This window comes from Niveispirillum sp. KHB5.9 (assembly GCF_048066115.1).
Taxonomy (GTDB): domain Bacteria; phylum Pseudomonadota; class Alphaproteobacteria; order Azospirillales; family Azospirillaceae; genus Niveispirillum.
In genome coordinates, this window is record NZ_JBLTYX010000024.1 from 20,372 (window position 1) to 41,024 (window position 20,653).

Sequence of the window (20,653 nt, forward strand, 5' to 3'; positions counted from 1 at the left end):
TGCGAGACCGTCATTGAAAAGTCACGAAAACAGGGGGCTGAAGATGGTCGCGGATTGGAATTCACGTTTCGGCAGGATGCGGGAAGCCCTGCTCATCGCGGTGGGAAGTACCGCCCTGATGACGGTACCAGCCACCGCGCAGACGGCTGGAAAGGGTCAGGCCGACAGCCAAGATGTGATCGAACTGGAGGAAATCGTCGTTACGGCGCGCAAGCGGAACGAGAGCGTGCTGGATGTGCCGATCGCGATCTCGGTGTTCAGCGCGGACAAGCTGGAAAAGGCCAATGTGAAGGGATTGCAAGACCTGCAAAACACGGTACCTGGCCTTTATTATCAGGAACGCGGCAATTTGCAGACCTATGTGTCGATCCGCGGCGTGGGCGGCGACGCCCGGAATATCGGCCTGGAAAGCGGCGTCACCATTGCCGTCGATGGTGTCAGCAGCGGCCGCTCCAACGCATACAATATGGACTTGGCACAAATCGCCCAGGTCGAGGTGCTGCGCGGCCCACAGGGAACGCTGTTCGGTACCAACACCATCGGCGGCGTGATCAATATCACGACAAAGCGCCCCTCGGACGACGTCGCGGTCAGTGCCGATGTCAGCTACGCCAATTTCGAGACCGTCCGCACGACCGTTGCAGCCTCCGGGCCGCTTTCCGACACCCTCTTTGTGGGGGGCACCGTCAGTTCGTGGAACTCGCGTGGCTACATCTATAACAGCATGACCGGTTCCTGGGTGCAGGGACAGAACCGCATCGGCGGTCGTCTTCAGGCCCAATGGGTCCCGACCGACCGCCTGGAGATCTATGTCACCGCCGACAAGACCCGGGATCGTCGGGCGGAGGTGCTGACCCAGATCGTCGCGCCCTATGTCGGATACGCCGCAACGAACGTCCCGCGGGATCGCTATACGATCACGGCAACGTCGCCCAACAAGGACGACCGGGACATGACCGGGGTCAATGCGACCGTGGATTATGCGCTCGATGAGGGCTTCGCGATCAAGTCGATCTCATCCTACCGCGTCGTGAAGACCGACGTGGCCAGCGATGGCGACGTGTCGCCGCAACTCCTCTCCGCGTCCGGCCCCTACACCGACGATGCGAAGTTCTTCACGCAGGAACTGCGGCTCGTCTCCCCCGCCGACTGGAAGCTCCGGTTCGTTGGCGGTGTTTATGCCGCCAACACGGATGGCAGTTCGTTCCGCTTCCTCAATTCGGGCACCTTCACCACAACGCTTGATGCTGGCATCAAGACCGAAACCTATGCGGCCTATCTGAATGGCGATTTCGACGTCACCTCGTTCCTGACGCTGAACGCGGGCGTGCGGCAGAACAGCGAGAAGAAGGACGGCCATTTCCGCCAGGTCCGCTCGAATTCCGCCGCGCTGACCTATAATTTTCCCGATCTTGACCGCAAGGATGACGGGACCTCCTGGACCGGCAGCGTCAAGCTGAAACTCAGCCCCCAGGCATCGGCCTATGCCACCGTCTCGCGCGGCTTCAAGTCCGGCGGCTTCAACACCGACACCCTGGGCAGCGCCGGTCTCAGCGCCAGCAGCCTGAGTTTCGCGCCGGAATCCGTTACGAACTATGAAGCCGGGCTGAAAACAATGCTTTTCGACCGGAAACTGGGACTGAACGTCGCCCTGTTCCAACTCGACTATTCAAATCGCCAGGTCCTGCAATTCAACGACGCGGGCCCGGGCACGCTTCCCTTCATCACCATCCGCAACGCGGCATCGTCGCGGACCAGGGGCATCGAGATCGATGGGTCACTGGTTCTCCCTGCGGGCTGGTCGGTGGCAGGATCGTTCAGCTATCTGGATGCCAAGTACAGGGACTTCGAGAATGCGACTGCGGCCGGGGCCTCATATACAGGCAACTATACCGAGCAGACACCGCGTTATACAGGATCGGTGGCAATCGACAATGTCACGCCGGTCGGGGACGGCCGGGCTCTGTTGCACGCCGATGCCAGCTACAATGGCGTGACATATTTCGACGCCGCGAATAATCCGCTGAATGTCCAAGAAGGCTATTGGCTTTTCAATGGGCGCGTCGGGTACGAACGCGAGTTGTCGTCGGGTCAGAACACGATCGGCATCTTCGCGTTCGGCCGCAATATCACCAACAAGGACTATTTCCTCCTGAAGCGCCAGGCCTTCGCGGGGAACCAGGGCCAGTACGGGGCACCCCGGACCTATGGCCTGCAATTGACCTACAAATATTAAGGCAATCGGGCCGGCGGCAACTCACTGGTCGCCGCCGGCCTTCTACGGCAGGACGCAGCATGAGCAATTTTGAAATCAATCCAATGCCGTCGCCGGTCGACGGCAGGCTGCTGGAGCGCCTCTCGCTGGCCGAGGTTGCGACCATCGGCCATTGGCGGCGGTGGGGATTTCCCGACCGGGGCATCAAGCGGCTGGTGCCGGGACGCACGGTCGTGGGCACGGCGATCACCGTGGCCTGCCCCAGCGAGGACAACAGCATCGTACATTATGCCTTGTCCCTGCTGCGGCCGGGCGATCTTCTGGTGATCGACCGGCTGGGTGATACCGAGGTCGCTTGTTATGGTGGCGTGGTCAATTTCGCCACCCGGCAGCGCGGTGCGGCGGGTGTCATCATCGACGGCCCCTGCACCGACATTCGTGAAATAGAGCAAAGCGGCTTTTCCGTATGGTGCCGCGGGGTCTCCCCGCGAACTTCCCGTGCTTGTGGAGCGGCGGGACGCCTGAACATTCCCGTCAGCATCGGCGGCACGGTCGTCATGCCCGGCGATGCATTGCTCTGCGACGATGACGGCATCCTGGTCCTGCCGCCCCAGGATGTGGCGGAGGAAGCGGAGAATGCCATCGCGCACCAGGCGCGGGTGGAAGGCATTCGTGCCGCCGTGGCAGCCGGCGGCTGCCTGCCGGAGATCAACGGGGTCGCTGCGAAGATCCTGGCCGGAGGCGACCCGTCATGAAAATGGCCGTCATCCAGATGAATATCGTCAGTGATGTCGCAACCAACCTCGAAACCGCGAAAGCTCTGATGACCCGCGCTGTAGAGGAAGAGGGAGCGGATTGGCTGCTGCTGCCCGAACATTTCCAATGGGCGGGGGGCAGCGTCGCGGATCGCAAGGCCTCCGCCGAGTATCTGGGCGAAGGACCCGCCTACCAGATGTGCGCCTCGTTCGCACGCCAGCACGGCGTGTTTGTCCATGCCGGCAGCCTCTATGAGAAACTCGCGAATAATGATCGCATATTCAACACGAGCGTTGTTTTCGATCGCGCGGGCCATGAGTTGGCGCGCTATCGCAAGATCCATCTCTTCGATGTCGTGACGCCGGACGGCACCAGTTACAAGGAATCCGACACGGTTGCGTCGGGTGACGAGGTTGTAACCTACGTCGCCGACGGGATCACGATCGGATGCTCGATCTGCTATGATGTCCGTTTTCCGGAACTCTATCGCAAGCTCGTGGAAAAGGGCGCGCAGGTCATCGCCTTGCCGGCCGCATTCACCCTGCAAACCGGCAAGGATCATTGGGAACCGTTGATCCGTGCCCGGGCCATCGAGACTCAGACCTACCTAGCGGCCTCCGCGAGTTTCGGGATGGTCGCGTATGAGGGCCGCCAACACTGGACCTACGGTCATTCGATGATCGTGGACCCCTGGGGGCACGTCGTGGCGCGGGCCTCCGACCGCTCCGGTTATGTTGTCCATCGTTTCGATCCGGACGTCCTGGAACAGGTGCGACGGGGCATACCGCTTGATGTGAGCCGCGCCGCAAGGGTTGGCGACCTCTAGCCCGCATCACGCGCAGGATCACCAGTGAGGAACCAATGGATAGAACCATTCAATGGAAAAGCAGATACACGGTCCTCGCCATCCTTTTCGCGACCTCGATCGTCTCCTTCATGGACCGCATGGCCATGTCGGTGGTCATCCCCTACATCAAGGCGGATTTCCAGCTGAGCGCTCTGCAGAGCGGCATGGTGATGAGTGCCTTCTTCGCCAGCTACTCGCTGTCCCAAATCCCCGGCGGGCTGTTGGCTGACAGGTTTGGCGTGCGGAAAGTCACGACAATTGCCATGCTCTGGTGGTCGGTCTTCACCGCCATTACCGGTGCCGTCTCCAATTTCTCGCACATGCTGGTTACCCGGTTCCTCTTCGGCCTGGGCGAGGGTGTCTATCCGGCCTGCGCCTTCAAGACAGTCGCAATGTGGTTTCCAAAACGGGAACGCGGCACCGCGAATGCCATCATGCTCTCATCCAGCCGCATGGGTGCGGCAATCGCGCCTTTGGCGGTGGTCTGGATCATGAGCTTCGGGGGATGGCAGACCGTCTTTTTCAGCCTCTGCCTTCCGGGAATCCTGATGGCATTGATCTTCTGGATATTCATTCCCGGCAAGCCCTCGGAGAGTAAACGCGTCTCCCCCCAGGAGTTGCAGGAGATCGAGGCGGACGTGGAAGAGGTGTCCACCATTTCCAAATCGAAGGTCGGGCTGCCCGAGGTGCTCAAGGACCCGATGATCCTCCGCTTCTGCTTCATATATTTCACATTCGACTTTGCCTATTGGGGCTTCACGTCCTGGTTGCCCACCTATCTGGTGGAGGAGCGGGGCTTCTCGATGGTCCAGATGGGCATGGCGGCATCACTGCCATTCATTGCCGGGACGCTGGGCTGCATCGGTGGCGGATGGATTTCCGATCGCTTTTTCGCAAACAACCGGCGCCTTCCGATCATCCTGACGCCACTCATTTCGGCCGTTCTTCTCTATCTGACCTACGAGACGCAGTCGGTAACGCTGGTCATGGTCTACCAGACGTTATCGGGCTTTGTGTTGAACTTCTTCTTTGCGTCATTCTGGGCGCTGCCGATCAGCACCGTGCCGAGAAGCCGCATGGGCGTTACGAGCGGAGTCATCAACACGGCAGGCCAGGTGGCCGGCTTCCTTTCACCGGTCGCTGTCGGATATATGCTGGAGATTACCGGTGGCCACTTCAGTCTGACGTTTGGTGTTCTTGTCGTCTCCCTGTTGGTGGTGGGCGCGGTGGCGCTTTCCATTCCAACCTCGGCCCGCATCGCTCGCGAAACCGCCAGCGCAGACTGAACTACCGAACTGAGAGATGTCCTACGATCCGATCGATTTCAAGCGCCCAGGACTTCGTATGAAGCCAAAGCATTTTGCCTCGTTTTATCCTCATCCACTTCGATCCCCAATCCAGGTCCGTCCGGCAGGTAAACCATGCCATGCCTGATGAACGAGGCGAAGTTGGTCACGTCGCCGGTCAAACGTAGTACCGATCGGAACGAGTGGCCGATGTCGAGGAGATTGGATGTTGTCGCCGCGAGATGCAGCGATGCCGCCTGTGTGATGCCTCCCTCTCCCATCGAATTGGCGTAGCAGAGGATACCGTTCTCCTTGGCCAGATTGGCCAGAGCTTGCGCACGAAGCGGGCCTCCGTTTTTCGTGATCTTGATGCTGAAAACTTTTGCGGCGCCCTGCTCGATGATCCGCTTTGCACTCGCCATGCCCGTCAGGCTTTCATCAGCCGAGATCAGAAGCGGCGTGCTCCTCTGCAATGCCGCCATCCCTTCGATATCGCCTTTCGCGATCGGCTCTTCGACGAAGAACAGAAGGGAATCCTTCACGCCGGCCAGGAATTCGGCGGCCTGTTCACGGGTCCATCCCGTGTTGGCATCCGCCTTGAACCTGACGCTCTTCCCATAACGCTCGTCAAGTATCGCCACACGCTTGATTTCGTCGGGGATGGCTGCGGATGGAGAGCCCATCTTCAGCATGAAGTCGATATAGCCTTCCTTCAGCTTGGCATCGATGACGGCGATATCGTCCTCGGCCGTACCGTTGTTCAATGGGTGCGAAACCGGCAATGATTGGCGAATGACTTTTCCCAGTAAATTCGCGACCGGCGTCCCCAACCTCCTGCCCTTGATGTCAAGCAACGCGATGGAGACGGCACCCTTGGCCAGGAGATGCTTTTCGGGCTGGACCTGATCCAGAAGTTCATCGATATGAGCGGGCTCGGGATCCTCCTCACCCAGGACGATCGGCAACAATTCATCTTTCAGAACCCGGATGACATCATCTGCGCTCTCTTCCGTAAATGGCTGCTGCGGATTGGCTTCGCCCCAGCCGACATTGCCATCGCTACCGGTCAGCTTGAGCAGGACAGGAAAAACATCCGTCAACGTGCCGTAGGAGAGCTTATAGCCTCCCAGGTCGTACCGATGCTTGAAGATATCGGCCTTGATGATCCGGGGCATTTCTGGAATTCCCTCAATATTATGGATGGACTGGTTCAGCGACCGCGTCGTCGTCTCTTTGTCTCGGCAGAGTAAACACCAGTGCGCAGGACATCAGGATTGACCCGATCATGAGCGCAAACGCGGTGCCAAAATCCCCGCCGGCGGCGCCGACAAGAAAGCCGACCAGTATCGGCGACAGGAAGGCAGCGATCTGCCCGGCCATATTGATGAGGCCGGTGAGGACCCCCATGAGCGACCTCGGCATCGTCGTGATGGGAAGCGCCCAGAAGGTGGATGAGAAAACACTCAGAAAGAAGCCGGTGAGTGTCTGGCAGACCACCAGTACGATCACCGATGAGGCGGTGAACGTCAGATAGAGGAACAATGCGGCTGCAAGTTGCGTGGCGATAATTGGAATCCGGCGATTGTCGCTGAAGAAACGATCGGACATCCATCCACCGAAGAGGCAGCCAACCGTGGCCGCGAAGAATGGCAGCGAGGCGGACACTCCCATCTCCACCGCCGAGAATCCCCGAGCCTCCACCAGATAGGTCGGGAGCCAGCCCGTGAATCCCCAATTGCCGATGTTGAAAGTGAAGAGCACCAGGAAGTAGCGCAGGATGCCTGGTTCCCGGAGTGCCGCAGCAAGTCCCACGCCGGTTCCGGCCGTCGACACTGCCGGACGCTCATCGCCCGTGATTTCAGCCAGTTCCTCCGGCGACACTTTCGGACTCCGGGATGGATCATCCTTCACCAGCAGCCAGAACAAAATGGCGACGATGACACCCGGCAGGAAAAGGGCATAGAACACCGTCCGCCATGTCCCGAAGGACATGACTGCTACTACCAGCAGGGGCGCCAGCGCTCCCCCGAGGGGCGTGGCCGCCAGTTTTACCGCGTTCGCCGTCGCTCGTTCCTTGGCCGGGAACCAGACCGCCACCGCCTTGAACGCCGAGGCTGGATACACGCCTTCGCCGAGCCCAAAAAGGAAGCGCGCAACCAGCATGAAGCTCAGGCTTGTCGCCGCCCCCGTAAGCGCCGCGAAGGTCGACCACCACACCATCGCCAACGCCGTGACGCGACGAACGCCAAAACGGTCGGCAAGCATCCCGCCTGGTACTTGCGAGAGAGCATAACCGGCGAAGAACACGCTCATCAGGACGCCGCTCTCCAGCGCGGTCAGCTCAAGGTCCTTGGCGATGAACGGGATTACCGCCGAAATCACCATGCGATCCATGAATGAGATGATTGCAGTAATGAACAGCACGGAAAGGACGGTGTGGCGTGTCCTCCAGCGATGTGATCGGATCATCCTCTAATCCTTCCAGTACAAGCGTGGGAGGTGCTTCGCATCATTGGTCGATCAACGGCTTGAGATCGGCCAGCTCGCCGAGCGAAACTGGCTTGAGCGGGGGCCGGATATGATAAAAGCCGACATCGGCTGGATCACGCTGCTGCGTTTCACTAATGATGCGCATTACCGAGTAGCCGCATTGCCGCCCCTGGCACGGCCCCATGCCGGAGCGGCTCGCCGCCTTGATCTGATTGGGTCCCGGCCGGCCGATCCTGGCGAGCGACCTGATCTCCCCGGCGCTGATCTCCTCGCAACGGCAGATGATCGTATCGTCCGCAGGCGTGAAGATCGCGGGGCGCGGTCTGAACATGGCGTCAAGAAACGGACGTGCCGCCAATTCCTTCGCGAGCCTTTTCCTTACAGGGCGCGCCGCTGCGATGACATCTCCTTCGGCGATACGGTCCAGATCAGCCGCGACGCGCAGCGCAGCGAGTTCACCCCGCAGCAATGCCGCCTTCGCGCCAGCGATTCCCGCGCCGTCGCCCGCCACGAAAAGGTTCGGCTGAGACGTCTTGCCCCATGAATCAACGACCGGCCTGAAGCAATCCTGCCCCGCATTCCACTCGACCGCGCAGCCGAGCGCCATGGGAGTGTGAATGTTCGGAACGACGCCTTCATGGACAAGCAGCGTTGCGGCATCGGCAGTGACCGTCTTTCCATATCGAGTTTGATATCGCAGGCGCTGTAACCTGCCGTCGCCGATCGCCTCCAGATCAGCCACGCCGCGCACGATGTGAGTACCGCTGGCGACAAGCTTCGCCATCCAGGTGGCGCCCTTCAACAACTCATCCCAGGCGCGGAGCGCGCGCGGCAAATGACGTACCGCTGCCCGCCATTGCCCTGGAGGGGTTGTATCCAGATAGCCGGCGAGTTTGCCGCCGGCACGCAGGAACTGGACAGCATAAAGAAGAGGCAACGGCCCGCAGCCCGCAATCCAAGTCGGCTCCTCGGGAATCTGCGCTGCCGTCTTGAGAAGGATCTGGGCGGCACCCACAGTCACGACGCCAGGCAGGGTCCACCCGGGAAAGGGCGCGGGGCGTTCCTGTGCGCCAGTGGCGAGAATCACGCTCTTGGCCTCGATTGTCTCTGCCACGCGCTTGCGGCTGAGATAGGCGCGATAGCCCGGTTCGATCTGCCAAAGCTGGGCGCCTTCCAGATAGTCCGCACCGCTCACCCGAAACGCTTCGACGATTGTTCGTCCTTCGACATAGGAGGGGCCGAGTATGTCGTCGCTGCGCGTGCTGCGCTCGACCGCGCGCCAGATCTGGCCACCCGGTGCAGGTTGATCGTCGATGACGGTGACGCTCAGCCCATAACGGCGCGCCGTGATCGCCGCCGCCATGCCGGCCGGGCCAGATCCAACGATGAGGAGATCGACGGCGCTCACGAAATGCACTTCCGCGCGCCGCGCTGACGGGAGATGCGCATGCCATCGCGCACCGGCTCCAGGCAGGTCTGCACCGACGATATCCCGTCCACTTCTGCCAAGCATTCGAAACAGACCCCCATCATGCAGTAGGGCGCTCGCTTGCCTTTCCCGACCGGTGACAGGCGCGACCAGGGTTCAGCCTGGCGCATCAGCACAGCAGCCACGCTTTCGCCCGGTTCGGCCACAACGGGTTCGCCGTCGATCTGGATTGTGAATTGCCCGGAGCCAGGCTCATGCAGCTTGCGAAACATGGAAACGCCTATGGTGAAAGACATCGAGTGCGGCGGGCAGACGGCCCTCCGCCATGGATCGGGCAAACATTCCGGCATGCGCGGCGGCAAGCGTGATACCCGAATGACAGAGCGCCACGAACACCCCCGGATGGCTGTCCGACTCCGCATAGATTGGGTGGCCATCCGGCGTCATGACCCGCAGCCCTGCCCATTGGCGGACCAGCTTCACCTCGCGCAGGCCCGGAATACGCCGGAGCGCATTGGCACTGAGCACCGCTGCGGCCGCCGTGGTCGTCGCCGTATCAAGTCCTACCTCCTCATGGGTGAGCCCAATCAGCACCGAACCCTCGCGGGTCTGGCGCATGCCGCTCATCGGAAAGGGCAGGAAAGGTTCAATCCGCTCAGTGACCAGAATCTGTCCTCGCTGCGCCCGGATCGGAATATCAAGCCCGACCTGTGCGGCGAGCGCCTTTGTGCCAAGGCCGGCGGCGATCACCACGCGACCCGCCAGGATACGACCACCCGCATATTCGACCAGTGTGCCCCCGGTTCCGTTCGACCTGATCGATGTAACCGTGGCACCCCCGCGCAGCACGCCACCGCGCTTCACGATCCCGGCATGAAGCGCAGCCAGAAGCCGCAGCGGGTTCACATGGCCGTCATCATGGCCGAAGGACGCCCCGATGACGTCCTTGCCGAGCTTCACCTTCGGTAGCTTCGCCTCCAGTGCTGCACGGTCGAGCATCTCCCAGGGCGGCATTTCCTCACCGAGCTGATCCCGCAGACGGGCCTGCATCCTGCTGCTGCGCTCGAATTCGGCCTCGCTCATGCTGATCATCAGCCCGCCGGTGCGATCATAGTGGAGATCGATCCCGGTCTCGTCCTGCAATGCGGAGCAGAATTCCGGCCAGCAGGTAATCGCTTCGCGTGTCAGGATGCGATAGCCGGGCACATCGACGCCCTTACCCTGCTCCCAGACAAGTCCGAAATTGGCAACCGCCGCCCGGAAATCACGATCGCCGCCGTCGAGGACGGCAACGCGCCGACCAAGGCCCGCCAGGCCATAACCAATTGACGCTCCCACCGTGCCAGCACCGATGACAACGACATCCGCTTCTGTGTCCATCCTGTCCATCCCTTGCATTTGACGAAAGTAAGCCGCCATGATCTATTTCGTCCAAGTGGAAAATCTGCACACACTATTTGTGGAGCTTATACTATGGCGCGGGAGGTCAACCTCAGGCAGATCGAGGCTTTCAAGGCGGTGATCGAAACCGGCACCGTCAGCGGCGGCGCGGAACTGCTGAACATGTCTCAGCCCGCAATGAGCCAACTCATCGCCCATCTGGAATTGGATTCAGGCCTGAAGCTGTTTGATCGCATCAAGGGACGACTGGTTCCGACCGAGCGAGGCATGAGGCTTTACGAGGAGATTGGGCGAATCTTCGCGGGTGTCCGGCAAGTGCAGAATGCGCTCGACGCGATCCGGCGCGAGGAGCAGAGCGTGCTCACCATTGGTGTGATGCCGGCTCTGGCAAGTTCATTAATTCCACAGACGCTGCCTGCCTTCATGAAGGGCAGTGGCAACGTCTTTTGCTCGGTTCAGCAGTTGAGTTCACAATGGATATTGGATCGGTTGGTTGCTAGAAAGCTCGACATCGGTCTCGTAGGTGCCGGCTTCGACAACCCGTACGTCATCACCGAACCGCTGATGGAGCACCCGCTTGTCTGCATCATGCCGAAAGACCATCCCCTGACGGCAAAATCCGTCATTGGACCGGATGATCTACAGGACGTGCCTTTCGTGACACTTCATCCCGACACCAATATCGGGCGGCGAGTGCAGGACATGTTCAAACATTACAAAATGCAGCCGCAAACCGTGGCAATCGTCAATATCGCGCCGACTTTGACGGAGTGTGTCGCTGCTGGACTTGGGGTGTCGCTGGTTCACCCATTGTCCGTCACAGGAAGCAGTGGGCGTATCGCTGTGCGCCGGTTCGAACCGGAAATCCTCTATTATTTCCAGCTTTGCCGCATCCCCGACGCACGCAATGCCAAGATCATTAATGCCTTTGCGGAGCAACTTCAGTTGGCCGCAGCTGAAGTGTCTCGATCACTATGGATAGGTGGCTGATCCGATCGCTTCTTTGCGCCGCTGCGGTGGCGACCACCCATAAGTCTTTCCGATGCGATGCAACTGCATCCCTATTGGACGAGCCTTTACGGCACGATTAATTCTCGCGCCTCCGAGCGGTACATCGCTCCCGTATCCCCGAGAGGCATCATTCATGAACGACATTATCCGCTTCGTCACCAATGCACGTCGTGGGCGCGCCGTGGTCCATAACGGCACAATCTTCATCGGCGGTCAGGTCGCTGATGATCGCACCCAGGACATCTGCGGCCAAACGGCCCAAGCATTGAGCAAGCTCGACACAGTCCTCGCACTGTGCGGCAGTGACAAGAATCGTCTGCTCTCCGTGCAGATATGGCTCAAGGACATCGGGCGCGACTTTGCCGGCATGAACAAGATCTGGGACGGATGGATCGATCCAGAGCACGCGCCGTCAAGAGCGACCTGTCAATGTGAGATGGGCGCGCCGGATGTGCTGATTGAGATTATCGTGACAGCCGCAGCCGCAGATGCGAATTAACTTGGTTCTGCGAGAAAATATCAGAAGCCATAATTCAGAAGATACGAGAATAAGAATGCAGAGGACGGCTTTCTGTATTCTGAAATATCGTACCAAAGTACGCAAAATCTGTTTCACGCGGCTGAATATGCGCCTGTCTTATTGAGGTGTTTGAGGATTTGTTCGTCATGATGGATCGGCTCCTGCTGGCTCCACTTGGACAGGATTGCCGGCAGAATATCGTGGGTGAGCAGGTTTCGTCGGGCCGTGTCGCCGTTGTTATCGGGTGAAGGGAAATGAAAAAGCCCTTCAGCCCGGGATTCCTCCACCTGGCACGGCAAGGCGGATTATCTGGCCCAGGTATAAGCTACACCAATACGATCCCCTGTTTTTCGACTTTGACATAGATAGGCCTGGATTCACACGATGAGGCATTGCACACATAAAAACGGGAGGCTCATGTGGCCAAAAAGGGAAACCACTGGTTCAATTCCCGTGCCGGACTGCTTGGCAGTGCCGGTACGGCCGGCATCGTCGCTTTCTGGTCCTGTAGCGGTGCCTTTGCACAGGGGGCCGCTTCTCCGCCTGCCGATGCGGATCACGACGAGGTTGTGCTTGAGGAGATCATGGTCACGGCCACTCGTATCCAGCGCAACGGGTACGACGCGCCAACGCCGACATCGGTGATCGGTATCGAAGAGATTGCAGCCAAGGCACCGGCCAACATCGCCGATTTCGTGAATGAACTCCCGGCGTTGTCCGGCAGCACCTCGCCCAAGGCCAATGTCGGTTCGCTCAGCGCAGGTCTGATCGGCATCAACGCGCTCAATCTGCGCAACATCGGTGCAAACCGCACGCTGATCCTGCTTGATGGCCAGCGTGTTGCAGCATCGACCCTCACCGGACTGGTCGACATCAACACCCTGCCCCAGGCACTGGTCAAGCGCGTCGACATCGTGACCGGAGGCGCGTCAGCAGGATGGGGTTCGGACGCGGTCTCGGGCGTTGTCAATTTCGTGCTCGACAAGGATTTCACCGGTATCAAGGGAACGGTGCAGGGCGGCGTCACCACCTATGGCGATGATCGCAACTTCAACGCTTCGCTGTCCGCCGGCACCCGCTTTGCCGAAGATCGCGGCCACGTCATGATCAGCGGCGAAGTCGCGCACAATGACGGCATCAAAGGCATTGGCGACAGAAAGTGGTTCAACAGCGCCAAGCTGTTCATCAATCCGGCCTACACCGCGACCAATGGTCAGCCCCAGTTGCTCAATCTGCCCGGTGCCGGCTTCGCCACTGCGACACCTGGCGGCATCATCACCTCGGGTCCGCTGCGCGGCACCTATTTCGGACCGGGCGGCACACCAGCCCAATTCAACTATGGTTCGATCGTCAGTGGCAATTTCATGGTCGGCGGCGATTACCAGTATGCCGACTTCGCCAAATCAGGCGATCTCGACCCCAGGCTCAATCGACAGAGCGTCTTCGGTCGCATCAGCTATGATCTGACCGATCATGTCACCATTTATGGGCAAACCTCCTACAACCGCGCTACATCACGCGTTGCCTCGCTTACCCAGTTCAACTTCGGCAACATTACCATCCAGCCCGACAACGCCTTCATACCGGCGAGTATCGCCTCTCGCGTGACTGCGCCCTTCTCGCTGGGCACCTTCAATCAGGATCTCGGCCCGGCCATCGCGACCACCCGGCGCTCGTCGCAGCGCTATGTGCTCGGCATCCAGGGCGATGTGGCAGCGCTCGGCAGTGACTGGAAATGGGATGTCTACGGGCAGAAGAGCATCAACAATGTCTACACCGACGGTCTATTGACGATCACATCGCGCTACAATCAGGCGATCGATGCGGTCCGCAATCCGAGTACAGGGGCGATCGTCTGCCGCTCGACCCTGACCAACCCAACAAATGGCTGCGTCCCCTACAACATCTTCGGTACCGGCGTGGCCAGCGATGCGGCGCGCAACTATGTGCTCGGCACAAGCTGGGGCCGCAGCAAGCTGACGCAGGAAGTGTTTGCCGGCACCCTGCGGGGCGAGCCTTTCTCCAATTGGGCCGGCCCGGTATCGCTGGCAACCGGCATCGAGCATCGGTCCGAGGCCGTGTCGGGTTCGAATGATCCCCTGTCGACAACGCGCTCCTACTTCGCGGGCAACTTTCTCGCCAGTTCCGGTTCCTATCATGTCACCGAAGGCTTTCTGGAAACCGTTGTACCGCTGGCGAACGAACTGCCGTTCCTGGAGAGCCTGGACTTCAACGGCGCGATCCGCGCAACCGACTACAGCACCTCTGGCTATGTTACGACCTGGAAGGCGGGCCTGACCTGGTCACCTGTCAGCGACATCTCCTTCCGCGCCACCCGATCCCGCGACATCCGTGCGCCTAACCTGGCGGAATTGTTCCAGTCCGGTCAAAGCTCAACGACATCTTTCGTCGATCCGTTCCGCGCCAACGCATCGACCACCGCGTTCCAAGTCACCTCGGGTTCAACGGCGCTGAAACCGGAAAAGGCGGACAGCTTGGGATTGGGTGTCGTCCTGAAGCCAAGTTTCCTGCCGGATTTCGCCGCCTCGGTCGACTATTACGATATCAAAATCCAAGACGCGATCCAAACGGTCACGGCCGCGGCGCTGGTCAATCAATGCTTCCTGGGAAACACTCAGTTCTGCTCGCAGATCACACGGAACACGGCAGGTGTGATCACCAGCGTGAATGTGCTGCCCGTAAACGTCGCCAGGCAGAAGGCGCGCGGTCTCGACTTCGAGGCGAGCTACCATCGCCCGGCATTCGGCGGGGATCTGAAATTGCGTGTCCTCGCCACCCGCTTTCTCGAGAATACCACCGATGACGGCATCACGCCGCCCATCGATACCGCGGGTACCAACGGTACCAACGGGACGGCCCGCAACACGCTGCCGAATTGGCGCTATCTGGCATCAGTCGGCTACGATTATGATCCGGTGTCCGTCTCGGTCACCGCTCGAGGCTTCAGTGCGGGCGTCTACAATACGACCTACATTGAGTGTACCTCGGCTTGCCCGGCTTCGACGGCCGCAAATATGACGATTAACAACAACCGATTGCCCAGTGCGCTGTATTTCGACGCCAACGTCACAGTGAGTATACAGCGCGACATTGACCTGTTCTTGGCAGTCGACAACGTCGCCAACAAGGATCCGGCGCAAATGGCGTATGGTCCCAGCGTTGGTTCGGCGCCACTCAGCGTCAACCCGTTGCTCTACGATGTACTCGGTCGCTCCTTCCGAGCGGGACTGCGCTTCAGGTTGTAACTCGCTGCCGTACACCGCAGCCGCTCAGCAGCGGCTGCGGTGCGCAATAATATGTTCCGATATGCGGCCATTTCGCTAATCGCACCTGCAGACAGCATTCAGCCATGAGAAATTTTACCAGAAGTATCTTTACGGCTCGCAGGCATCGTAGCGAGAGGCGATATGATGGCACCATGTGGAATAGTGAGCCATGATCGAGCTCCGCCACCTGCGTGCTGCTGTTGCCGCCATGGAGCATCGTGGCCTTCGCCGTGCAGCGGAAGCGCTGGGACTTCAACAATCGACCCTCAGCCGCTCGATCCTTGAACTGGAGAACCATTTGGGTGTCACCTTGTTCGAGCGCTCGAACAAGGGTGTTAAGCCGACACCCGCAGGCCAAGCCTTCCTTCATGCCGCAACGCAGATGTTGCGGAACATGACGGTGGTCATCGAGGGAGCTCGCAAAGTCGGCAAGGGCCAAGCCGGCCGCCTGACGGTCGGGCTCTGTACCACCTTTGCCAGCAGCCCGCTGCGGTCGATATTGCTGGAGTTCCTTCATCGCTTTTCCGACATGGAACTGGGGATCAAGGAAGGCAGCCGGCGTCAATTGACGGAAGGATTGCGGATCTACGAAATCGACATCGCTTTTCTGCTCGGACAGGCGCCAATGGACGATTGCAGCCTGCTGCCCTTATGGACCGAGCAGATCATCGCGGCATTACCCGAACAGCACCTGCTTGCCGGACGCTCACAGCTTTCCTGGCCGGACCTGAAAGGCGAAACTATTCAGATCAGCCGCCGTGATCCCGGCCCCGAACTGCTGGACCTCCTGAAAAGCAAGGTTGTCTCTCCCGGCGATGCTTTGGACATCTGCCAGCAACATACCAGCCTGGAGAGCCTGCTGACACTCGTCGGTATGGGTAGAGGCGTCACCCTGCTGACGGAAGCGTATACCGGCTTGCAGATGCCGGGTGTCGTCTACCGGGAGATTCATGATGGCAGAGGGCCGACGCTCATCCGGTGCAGCGCCTATTGGAACGAGGCCAATGACAACCCGGTCCGCAAGCGCTTCCTGACACTGCTCAAGGAACGGTATCCACCCTGGAAGCCGAATGGCGGCTGATCCTATTCGCAATCAGGGGCTCCAGCACAAGGTCGCGGGTCACCATCACCTTGACCGGAAAGCCCGGCCGGATGGTCAGCGTAGGCTGGATGCCAAGCTGGCGGCGGACAATCTCCTGGCCGGTCTGGCTGACGGTGTCCTGGCCACCCCGGCGTAGGGCCCGGACGAGAGCGCTTTCCTCATCGTCCGCGCCGGCTTCGGTGCCGATGCTCAGCAGGGTGGACAGCAGGGCCGCCTTGAACAATCCACCCCAATGATAGTCAGTGTCGTCCCCCAGTCCTGCCTGCCCCTGCGGATCAGTGCCGGGAAGCCCTTCCAGCAGGAGCGACCGACCGTCCGGCAGGATCAGGCGCGTCCAGGTCAGCAGCAGCCGGCTCTGACCGAAGGCAACCTGATTGTCATAAAGCCCGACCAGCCGTGCCCCCTGGGGAATGAGCAGGTGGCGGCCCGTCAGGCTGTCATGGACATTCTCGGTCACCTGGGCGGTGACCTGTCCCGGCAGGTCGGACCGGATACGGGTGATAAGGGCCGCTGGAATGATAGCGCCGGCCTGAAGCAAGTACGGCGATGGGGGATCGGCCAGACGTTCGCGGCTGACAACCTGCTGGTCGACCGGCGCGTCGAGGAAGGCCTGCTGCCGGTCCGGTGCCTGCGTCGGCGCTGCGCTGCCGCCATCGGAAATGGCTGATGCAGTCTGCTCCGGCCTCGTTGTCTCTTGGGACCGGCTGTTGCCGCCGACAAACAGCCGGCTCATCCGGGCCGCCTCCTGTTCCTGGATCAACGGCTGCTGCCGCGGATCAGGCAAAGGCATCGCCGGTGCTCCGTCCGCCTGCACTCCCTGTTGCAGGGCGAGCAACGGCCGGCCCAGGTCGCCTGGCAGCGGCGGACCCAGCCTGGGAGCGTCACCATAATCACGTGGCAGGCCGGCGATGCCGTCCGCCGTCGCGTGACTGTCGATATTGTGCCGGTTCGGCAGGATTTCCTGACGCCGCTCGCGCAGCGTCATGACCAGGATGGCGCCCAGTGTAAGCCCGGCCACCAGGGCCGCCAGCACCACCACCCGGCGTGACAGGCGGACGACGCGCGGCGGGGCCGGCCGCAGCCGGAGGTCCACGGGTTCCATCGGTGCCGCTCCGCTCATGAAGGCCGCTTCCCGTCGCTGCGAGCGATGCGAACCACCTGCTGCGGTTCCGTCCCCAGCCGCAGTTCCGCCGCCGCGAACAGGCGGTCGATGATCATGTGCCGGCCCCGTACCCGATAGTTCACCAGCTCGCCCTGTCCTTCCGGCCCGATGACCAGCAGCGGCGGCATCTCGCCCTGGGCGATGCCGGCAGGGAATTCGATGAAGACCTGCCGGCCATCATCATAGGCGCGCAGCGGCCGCCAGGGCGGTTCGTCGCCATTGATGGCGTAGCGGAAGTTCAGCGCCGTCACGTCGATGCCGCTGGCGATGGGCTCGGCCCCCTCGGCAGCCTCGTTGCGGCGGCGGAGCGCGAGGAGTTGGTCCTGCGGATAGAGCCAAGAGACCGACGCCATGTAGGTCTCCTCGATCGAGCGCAGTTCAAGATGATAGGTGCGACGGTCGGTGTTGATGACAAGATTGGTGACTAGGCCGGGCCGGGTCGGCTTGACCAGGACATGGATGCGCTTGGCCGCGCCGCTGCCGCTCTCGGTGTCGCCGATGATCCAGCGCACGGTGTCCCCGGCCGCCACGGGGCCGCTCCCGACCAGACGCTCGCTCTCCTGGAGAGCGATGTCCGTCACCTGTCCCGGCGCGGCGTAGAGCTGGTAGAGGGCGCCTTCGCTGTAGGGATAGACCTGCATGGCGTTGATGTAGCCGTCGCGCACCGGCTCTACCCGGGCCGCCGCATTTGCCAGCGCCACCCGGCTGGTGGTGTCGGGCGGTTCGGCGGTCACCGGCGCCGGCTTCAACTGGCCGGGCAGCGGCAAGAGCGTCGGCACCTCGACCAGTTCGATGGGCCGGGCCGTTTCCGCCATCGGCACGGCCGGAACGGCATCATCATAGGCGATGGCAGGCGGCCGGCGGGGTGGCGTGGCGCAACCGGCCAGGACTGTTGCCAGCAGCAAGCAGCCCGCCAGGGGGAGTGTCGACGGCATCATGGGGTAAGCTCCTTCGACCAGTTGAAGGCGGTGACATAGATGCCCAAAGGGTTCCGGCGCAGCCGGTCGGCATCGCGGGAGGGCTGGATCGTGATGGTGAGGATGGCGGTCCAGCGTTCCGCGGTGGCCAGGGCACCATCGCGGTAATGGCGCTCGGTCCAGGCGACACGGAAACTGTCGTCCGACGCGCGCAGCACGCTGGCGATGTCGATGGCGACCTGCTGGGTGCCGACACGGCCGAACGGGTCGTCGGCGCGGGCATGGTCGTTGAGGGCGGCGGCCCCGCGGTCGCTGGTAAAGTCATAGGCGCGCAGCCAGTTCTGCCGCAGCACCACGGCATCGGCCGGCAGCGACCGCACCTGTTCGATGAAGCGGGCCAGGTGCCAGGCAACCTGGGCGTCGGTGGGGCGATAGTCGGCGACGGCCGGCCCCACAGCCTGGGCGGCGCCCTGGCCATCCACCTGCACCACCCAGGGGATGATGGTGCCGCGCGAGACCTGCCAGACCAGCGCACCCGCCAGCCCCATGGCGAGGCCCAGGCAGCCGAAGGCCATCAGCCGCCAGTTGCGGGCCTGCACGCGGGCGGCGCCGATGCGCTCGTCCCAGACCTGGGCTGCCCGCTGATAGGGTGTTTCCGGCTGCGGAGTGCGGCCGTAATGCGGACTGGCACGGCGGAACGGGTTCATCATCTGTCATCCTGCTGAAGGGGAACCGAGGCCGAGCCGCCGCCGCCATCACCGGAGGCGACGCTGTGCGCGGCCAGTGACGCCCCATGCGCCATGGTCTGCCGGTGCTTCATGGCCTGCGCCCAGGCGGGCGGGCCGGGTTCGGCAGGCACGGAAGAGGACGCCGGCGCGGTGCCGCCGCCAGCCCGGAAGCTATCCCGCATGGCCGCACCGGCCCTGGTCGCCGCCTGGCGCAGCGGTGATGTGGCGGCGGCGGCACCGGCCTTGCCGACCCCGGCCACGCCACCCTGCCGGTAGGCCGCCTGAGCGCCACCGGCGAGACGGGCGCCGCCTTGGGCCATGGCGCCGACGGCGCGGCCCGCACCCGCCACAGCCCCCAGCCCGGCACCGGCGCCCATGACGGCGGCAGCACCCAGGCCACCGGCGGCCAGGCCGGTACCGACGGCGGCCCCGGCCCCGAGTTGCGGCGCCCCGGACACCAGGCCGGTGGCGATGCCCGGCCCGAAGATGCCCAGCCCGAACAGAGACAGGGCGGCCAGCACCATGGACATGGCCTCGCCGATGGTCGGCTGCCGGCCGGCGAAATCGACGGCGAATTCCCCGAACAGGCCGGAGCCGATGCCGACGATGACGGCCAGGACCAGCACCTTGACGCCGCAGGCGACGATATTGCCCAGCACCTTCTCGGCCAGGAAGGCCGTACGGCCGAACAGCGCGAAGGGGATCAGCACGAATCCCGCCAGCGTCGTCAGCTTGAACTCGATCAGCGTCACGAAGAGCTGGATGGCCAGCAGGAAGAACGCCGCCACCACCAGCAGCCAGGCCAGCATCAGCACGATGATCAGCACGAAATTCTCGAAGAAGCTGCCGAAGCCCATCAGGGCCTCGGCCCCGTCCAGCAATGGCTGCGCCGCCGTCAGCCCGGCATGGGCCAGCCTTCCCGGTTGCAGAAAATTTGCCGCGTCCAGGGTGGAGCCGCCGGCCTTCAGGCCCAGGCCCGCAAAGCTGTCGAACAGGATGCGGGCCAGCTGGTTGAAATTGCCGATCAGGAAGGCGAAGAAGCCGATGGAAAGCGTCTTGCGTACCAGCCGGTGCAGGATGTCCTCGTCTGCCCCCCAGGCCCAGAACAGCCCGGCCAGGGTCAGATCGAGGACGATCAGCGCCGAGCTGAGATAGGCGACCTCCCCGCCCAGCAGGCCGAAGCCGCTGTCGATATAGCGGGTGAAGACGGCCAGGAAATGGTCGATGATGCCGGTATTGTTCATGGCGCATCACCCCGGCCCATGAACTGCCGCCGCATCTCCGCCCAGGTGGCCCGGCAGCCCTCATCCTCTGCCGCCGCCAGCCCCAATTCGCGGCAGCGCCGCAACTCGGCATGCAGGACCGCGACCTCCGGCGCCACGAGCGTTGCTGTCGGTGGCGGCGGTTCCGGCCGCCGGGCCAGCAGGCCTGCCCCGACCGCGCCCAGCATCAGCAGGGCCGTGGACAGGCAGAGCAAGGCGACGATCCTGGTCCCGCGCATC

The 20,653-nt window shown here is 61.9% G+C and carries 18 protein-coding genes; 8 read left to right on the forward strand and 10 right to left on the reverse strand.

The genetic code is table 11. The annotated features are described in order from the left end of the window. Positions 1-43: 43 nt before the first annotated feature. The 4 genes from ACM9HJ_RS26660 to ACM9HJ_RS26675 are packed head-to-tail and all read left to right on the forward strand — an operon-like array spanning position 44 to position 5,104. Complete coding sequence (locus ACM9HJ_RS26660) at positions 44-2,236, forward strand: TonB-dependent receptor (RefSeq protein ID WP_416574835.1); 2,193 nt, start codon at positions 44-46, stop codon at positions 2,234-2,236. A 59-nt stretch (positions 2,237-2,295) separates the two neighbouring features. Continuing rightward, entirely contained in the window at positions 2,296-2,970 is a 675-nt protein-coding gene (locus tag ACM9HJ_RS26665; RefSeq protein ID WP_416574836.1) for an RraA family protein, read from the forward strand. Further along, positions 2,967-3,797, forward strand: a complete 831-nt coding sequence (locus tag ACM9HJ_RS26670; RefSeq protein ID WP_416574837.1) for a carbon-nitrogen hydrolase family protein — start codon at positions 2,967-2,969, stop codon at positions 3,795-3,797. Before ACM9HJ_RS26665 ends, ACM9HJ_RS26670 begins: the two co-directional genes overlap by 4 nt. Positions 3,798-3,832: 35 nt before the next feature. Beyond that, positions 3,833-5,104 carry an MFS transporter gene (locus ACM9HJ_RS26675; RefSeq protein WP_416574838.1) on the forward strand — a complete coding sequence of 424 codons (1,272 nt, stop codon included), beginning with the start codon at positions 3,833-3,835 and terminating at the stop codon, positions 5,102-5,104. A gap of 38 nt (positions 5,105-5,142) precedes the next feature. On the opposite strand, the gene ACM9HJ_RS26680 is transcribed toward ACM9HJ_RS26675, so the two are convergent. From ACM9HJ_RS26680 to ACM9HJ_RS26700, 5 genes are read right to left on the reverse strand one after another with little or no spacing between them, the layout of a single operon-like run. After that, complete coding sequence (locus tag ACM9HJ_RS26680; protein ID WP_416574839.1) at positions 5,143-6,279, reverse strand: enolase C-terminal domain-like protein; 1,137 nt, start codon at positions 6,277-6,279, stop codon at positions 5,143-5,145. Positions 6,280-6,298: 19 nt separating this feature from the next. Further along, positions 6,299-7,573 (reverse strand): MFS transporter, encoded by a 1,275-nt coding sequence (locus tag ACM9HJ_RS26685; RefSeq protein ID WP_416574840.1) that lies wholly within the window; start codon positions 7,571-7,573, stop codon positions 6,299-6,301. 40 nt (positions 7,574-7,613) lie between these two features. Continuing rightward, on the reverse strand, positions 7,614-9,002 hold the full coding sequence (locus tag ACM9HJ_RS26690; protein WP_416574841.1) for an FAD-dependent oxidoreductase: 1,389 nt from the start codon (positions 9,000-9,002) through the stop codon (positions 7,614-7,616). Beyond that, the gene (locus ACM9HJ_RS26695; RefSeq protein ID WP_416574842.1) at positions 8,999-9,295 is read right to left on the reverse strand and encodes a (2Fe-2S)-binding protein; all 297 of its coding nucleotides are present in this window, start codon (positions 9,293-9,295) and stop codon (positions 8,999-9,001) included. The genes ACM9HJ_RS26690 and ACM9HJ_RS26695 overlap by 4 nt, the downstream gene beginning before the upstream one ends. Then, positions 9,276-10,403 carry an NAD(P)/FAD-dependent oxidoreductase gene (locus tag ACM9HJ_RS26700; RefSeq protein ID WP_416574843.1) on the reverse strand — a complete coding sequence of 376 codons (1,128 nt, stop codon included), beginning with the start codon at positions 10,401-10,403 and terminating at the stop codon, positions 9,276-9,278. The genes ACM9HJ_RS26695 and ACM9HJ_RS26700 overlap by 20 nt, the downstream gene beginning before the upstream one ends. Before the next feature lie 93 nt (positions 10,404-10,496). On the opposite strand from ACM9HJ_RS26700, the gene ACM9HJ_RS26705 reads away from it, so the two are divergent. From ACM9HJ_RS26705 to ACM9HJ_RS26720, 4 genes are all read left to right on the forward strand, one after another. Further along, entirely contained in the window at positions 10,497-11,414 is a 918-nt protein-coding gene (locus ACM9HJ_RS26705; protein WP_416574844.1) for a LysR substrate-binding domain-containing protein, read from the forward strand. A gap of 154 nt (positions 11,415-11,568) precedes the next feature. Then, on the forward strand, positions 11,569-11,934 hold the full coding sequence (locus ACM9HJ_RS26710) for a RidA family protein (protein WP_416574845.1): 366 nt from the start codon (positions 11,569-11,571) through the stop codon (positions 11,932-11,934). A 440-nt stretch (positions 11,935-12,374) separates the two neighbouring features. Further along, complete coding sequence (locus ACM9HJ_RS26715) at positions 12,375-15,221, forward strand: TonB-dependent receptor plug domain-containing protein (protein ID WP_416574846.1); 2,847 nt, start codon at positions 12,375-12,377, stop codon at positions 15,219-15,221. A 190-nt stretch (positions 15,222-15,411) separates the two neighbouring features. Then, positions 15,412-16,323, forward strand: coding sequence for a LysR family transcriptional regulator (locus tag ACM9HJ_RS26720; RefSeq protein WP_416574847.1), 912 nt, complete (start codon positions 15,412-15,414; stop codon positions 16,321-16,323). On the opposite strand, the gene ACM9HJ_RS26725 is transcribed toward ACM9HJ_RS26720, so the two are convergent. The 5 genes from ACM9HJ_RS26725 to trbK-alt are packed head-to-tail and all read right to left on the reverse strand — an operon-like array spanning position 16,283 to position 20,652. Beyond that, complete coding sequence (locus ACM9HJ_RS26725) at positions 16,283-17,464, reverse strand: TrbI/VirB10 family protein (protein ID WP_416574848.1); 1,182 nt, start codon at positions 17,462-17,464, stop codon at positions 16,283-16,285. The genes ACM9HJ_RS26720 and ACM9HJ_RS26725 overlap by 41 nt on opposite strands. Next, positions 17,461-18,444 (reverse strand): P-type conjugative transfer protein TrbG, encoded by a 984-nt coding sequence (gene trbG / locus ACM9HJ_RS26730; RefSeq protein WP_416574849.1) that lies wholly within the window; start codon positions 18,442-18,444, stop codon positions 17,461-17,463. Before trbG ends, ACM9HJ_RS26725 begins: the two co-directional genes overlap by 4 nt. Beyond that, a complete protein-coding gene (gene trbF, locus ACM9HJ_RS26735) occupies positions 18,441-19,130 on the reverse strand; it encodes a conjugal transfer protein TrbF (RefSeq protein ID WP_416574880.1) in 690 nt (229 codons plus the stop codon). Before trbF ends, trbG begins: the two co-directional genes overlap by 4 nt. Continuing rightward, entirely contained in the window at positions 19,130-20,395 is a 1,266-nt protein-coding gene (trbL, locus tag ACM9HJ_RS26740) for a P-type conjugative transfer protein TrbL (protein ID WP_416574850.1), read from the reverse strand. Before trbL ends, trbF begins: the two co-directional genes overlap by 1 nt. Beyond that, the gene (trbK-alt, locus tag ACM9HJ_RS26745) at positions 20,392-20,652 is read right to left on the reverse strand and encodes a putative entry exclusion protein TrbK-alt (protein ID WP_416574851.1); all 261 of its coding nucleotides are present in this window, start codon (positions 20,650-20,652) and stop codon (positions 20,392-20,394) included. The genes trbL and trbK-alt overlap by 4 nt, the downstream gene beginning before the upstream one ends. Between the last annotated feature and the right edge of the window lies 1 nt (position 20,653).

What these genes read in the sequence shown, in the direction of transcription:
- trbK-alt (WP_416574851.1), bottom strand. Translation starts at nt 20,652, where the DNA reads ATGCGCGGGACCAGGATCGTCGCCTTGCTCTGCCTGTCCACGGCCCTG.
- ACM9HJ_RS26680 (WP_416574839.1), bottom strand. Translation starts at nt 6,279, where the DNA reads ATGCCCCGGATCATCAAGGCCGATATCTTCAAGCATCGGTACGACCTG.
- ACM9HJ_RS26720 (WP_416574847.1), top strand. Translation starts at nt 15,412, where the DNA reads ATGATCGAGCTCCGCCACCTGCGTGCTGCTGTTGCCGCCATGGAGCAT.
- ACM9HJ_RS26665 (WP_416574836.1), top strand. Translation starts at nt 2,296, where the DNA reads ATGAGCAATTTTGAAATCAATCCAATGCCGTCGCCGGTCGACGGCAGG.
- trbF (WP_416574880.1), bottom strand. Translation starts at nt 19,130, where the DNA reads ATGAACCCGTTCCGCCGTGCCAGTCCGCATTACGGCCGCACTCCGCAG.
- ACM9HJ_RS26685 (WP_416574840.1), bottom strand. Translation starts at nt 7,573, where the DNA reads ATGATCCGATCACATCGCTGGAGGACACGCCACACCGTCCTTTCCGTG.
- ACM9HJ_RS26670 (WP_416574837.1), top strand. Translation starts at nt 2,967, where the DNA reads ATGAAAATGGCCGTCATCCAGATGAATATCGTCAGTGATGTCGCAACC.
- trbL (WP_416574850.1), bottom strand. Translation starts at nt 20,395, where the DNA reads ATGAACAATACCGGCATCATCGACCATTTCCTGGCCGTCTTCACCCGC.
- ACM9HJ_RS26705 (WP_416574844.1), top strand. Translation starts at nt 10,497, where the DNA reads ATGGCGCGGGAGGTCAACCTCAGGCAGATCGAGGCTTTCAAGGCGGTG.
- ACM9HJ_RS26695 (WP_416574842.1), bottom strand. Translation starts at nt 9,295, where the DNA reads ATGTTTCGCAAGCTGCATGAGCCTGGCTCCGGGCAATTCACAATCCAG.
- ACM9HJ_RS26660 (WP_416574835.1), top strand. Translation starts at nt 44, where the DNA reads ATGGTCGCGGATTGGAATTCACGTTTCGGCAGGATGCGGGAAGCCCTG.
- trbG (WP_416574849.1), bottom strand. Translation starts at nt 18,444, where the DNA reads ATGATGCCGTCGACACTCCCCCTGGCGGGCTGCTTGCTGCTGGCAACA.
- ACM9HJ_RS26700 (WP_416574843.1), bottom strand. Translation starts at nt 10,403, where the DNA reads ATGGACACAGAAGCGGATGTCGTTGTCATCGGTGCTGGCACGGTGGGA.
- ACM9HJ_RS26710 (WP_416574845.1), top strand. Translation starts at nt 11,569, where the DNA reads ATGAACGACATTATCCGCTTCGTCACCAATGCACGTCGTGGGCGCGCC.
- ACM9HJ_RS26725 (WP_416574848.1), bottom strand. Translation starts at nt 17,464, where the DNA reads ATGAGCGGAGCGGCACCGATGGAACCCGTGGACCTCCGGCTGCGGCCG.
- ACM9HJ_RS26675 (WP_416574838.1), top strand. Translation starts at nt 3,833, where the DNA reads ATGGATAGAACCATTCAATGGAAAAGCAGATACACGGTCCTCGCCATC.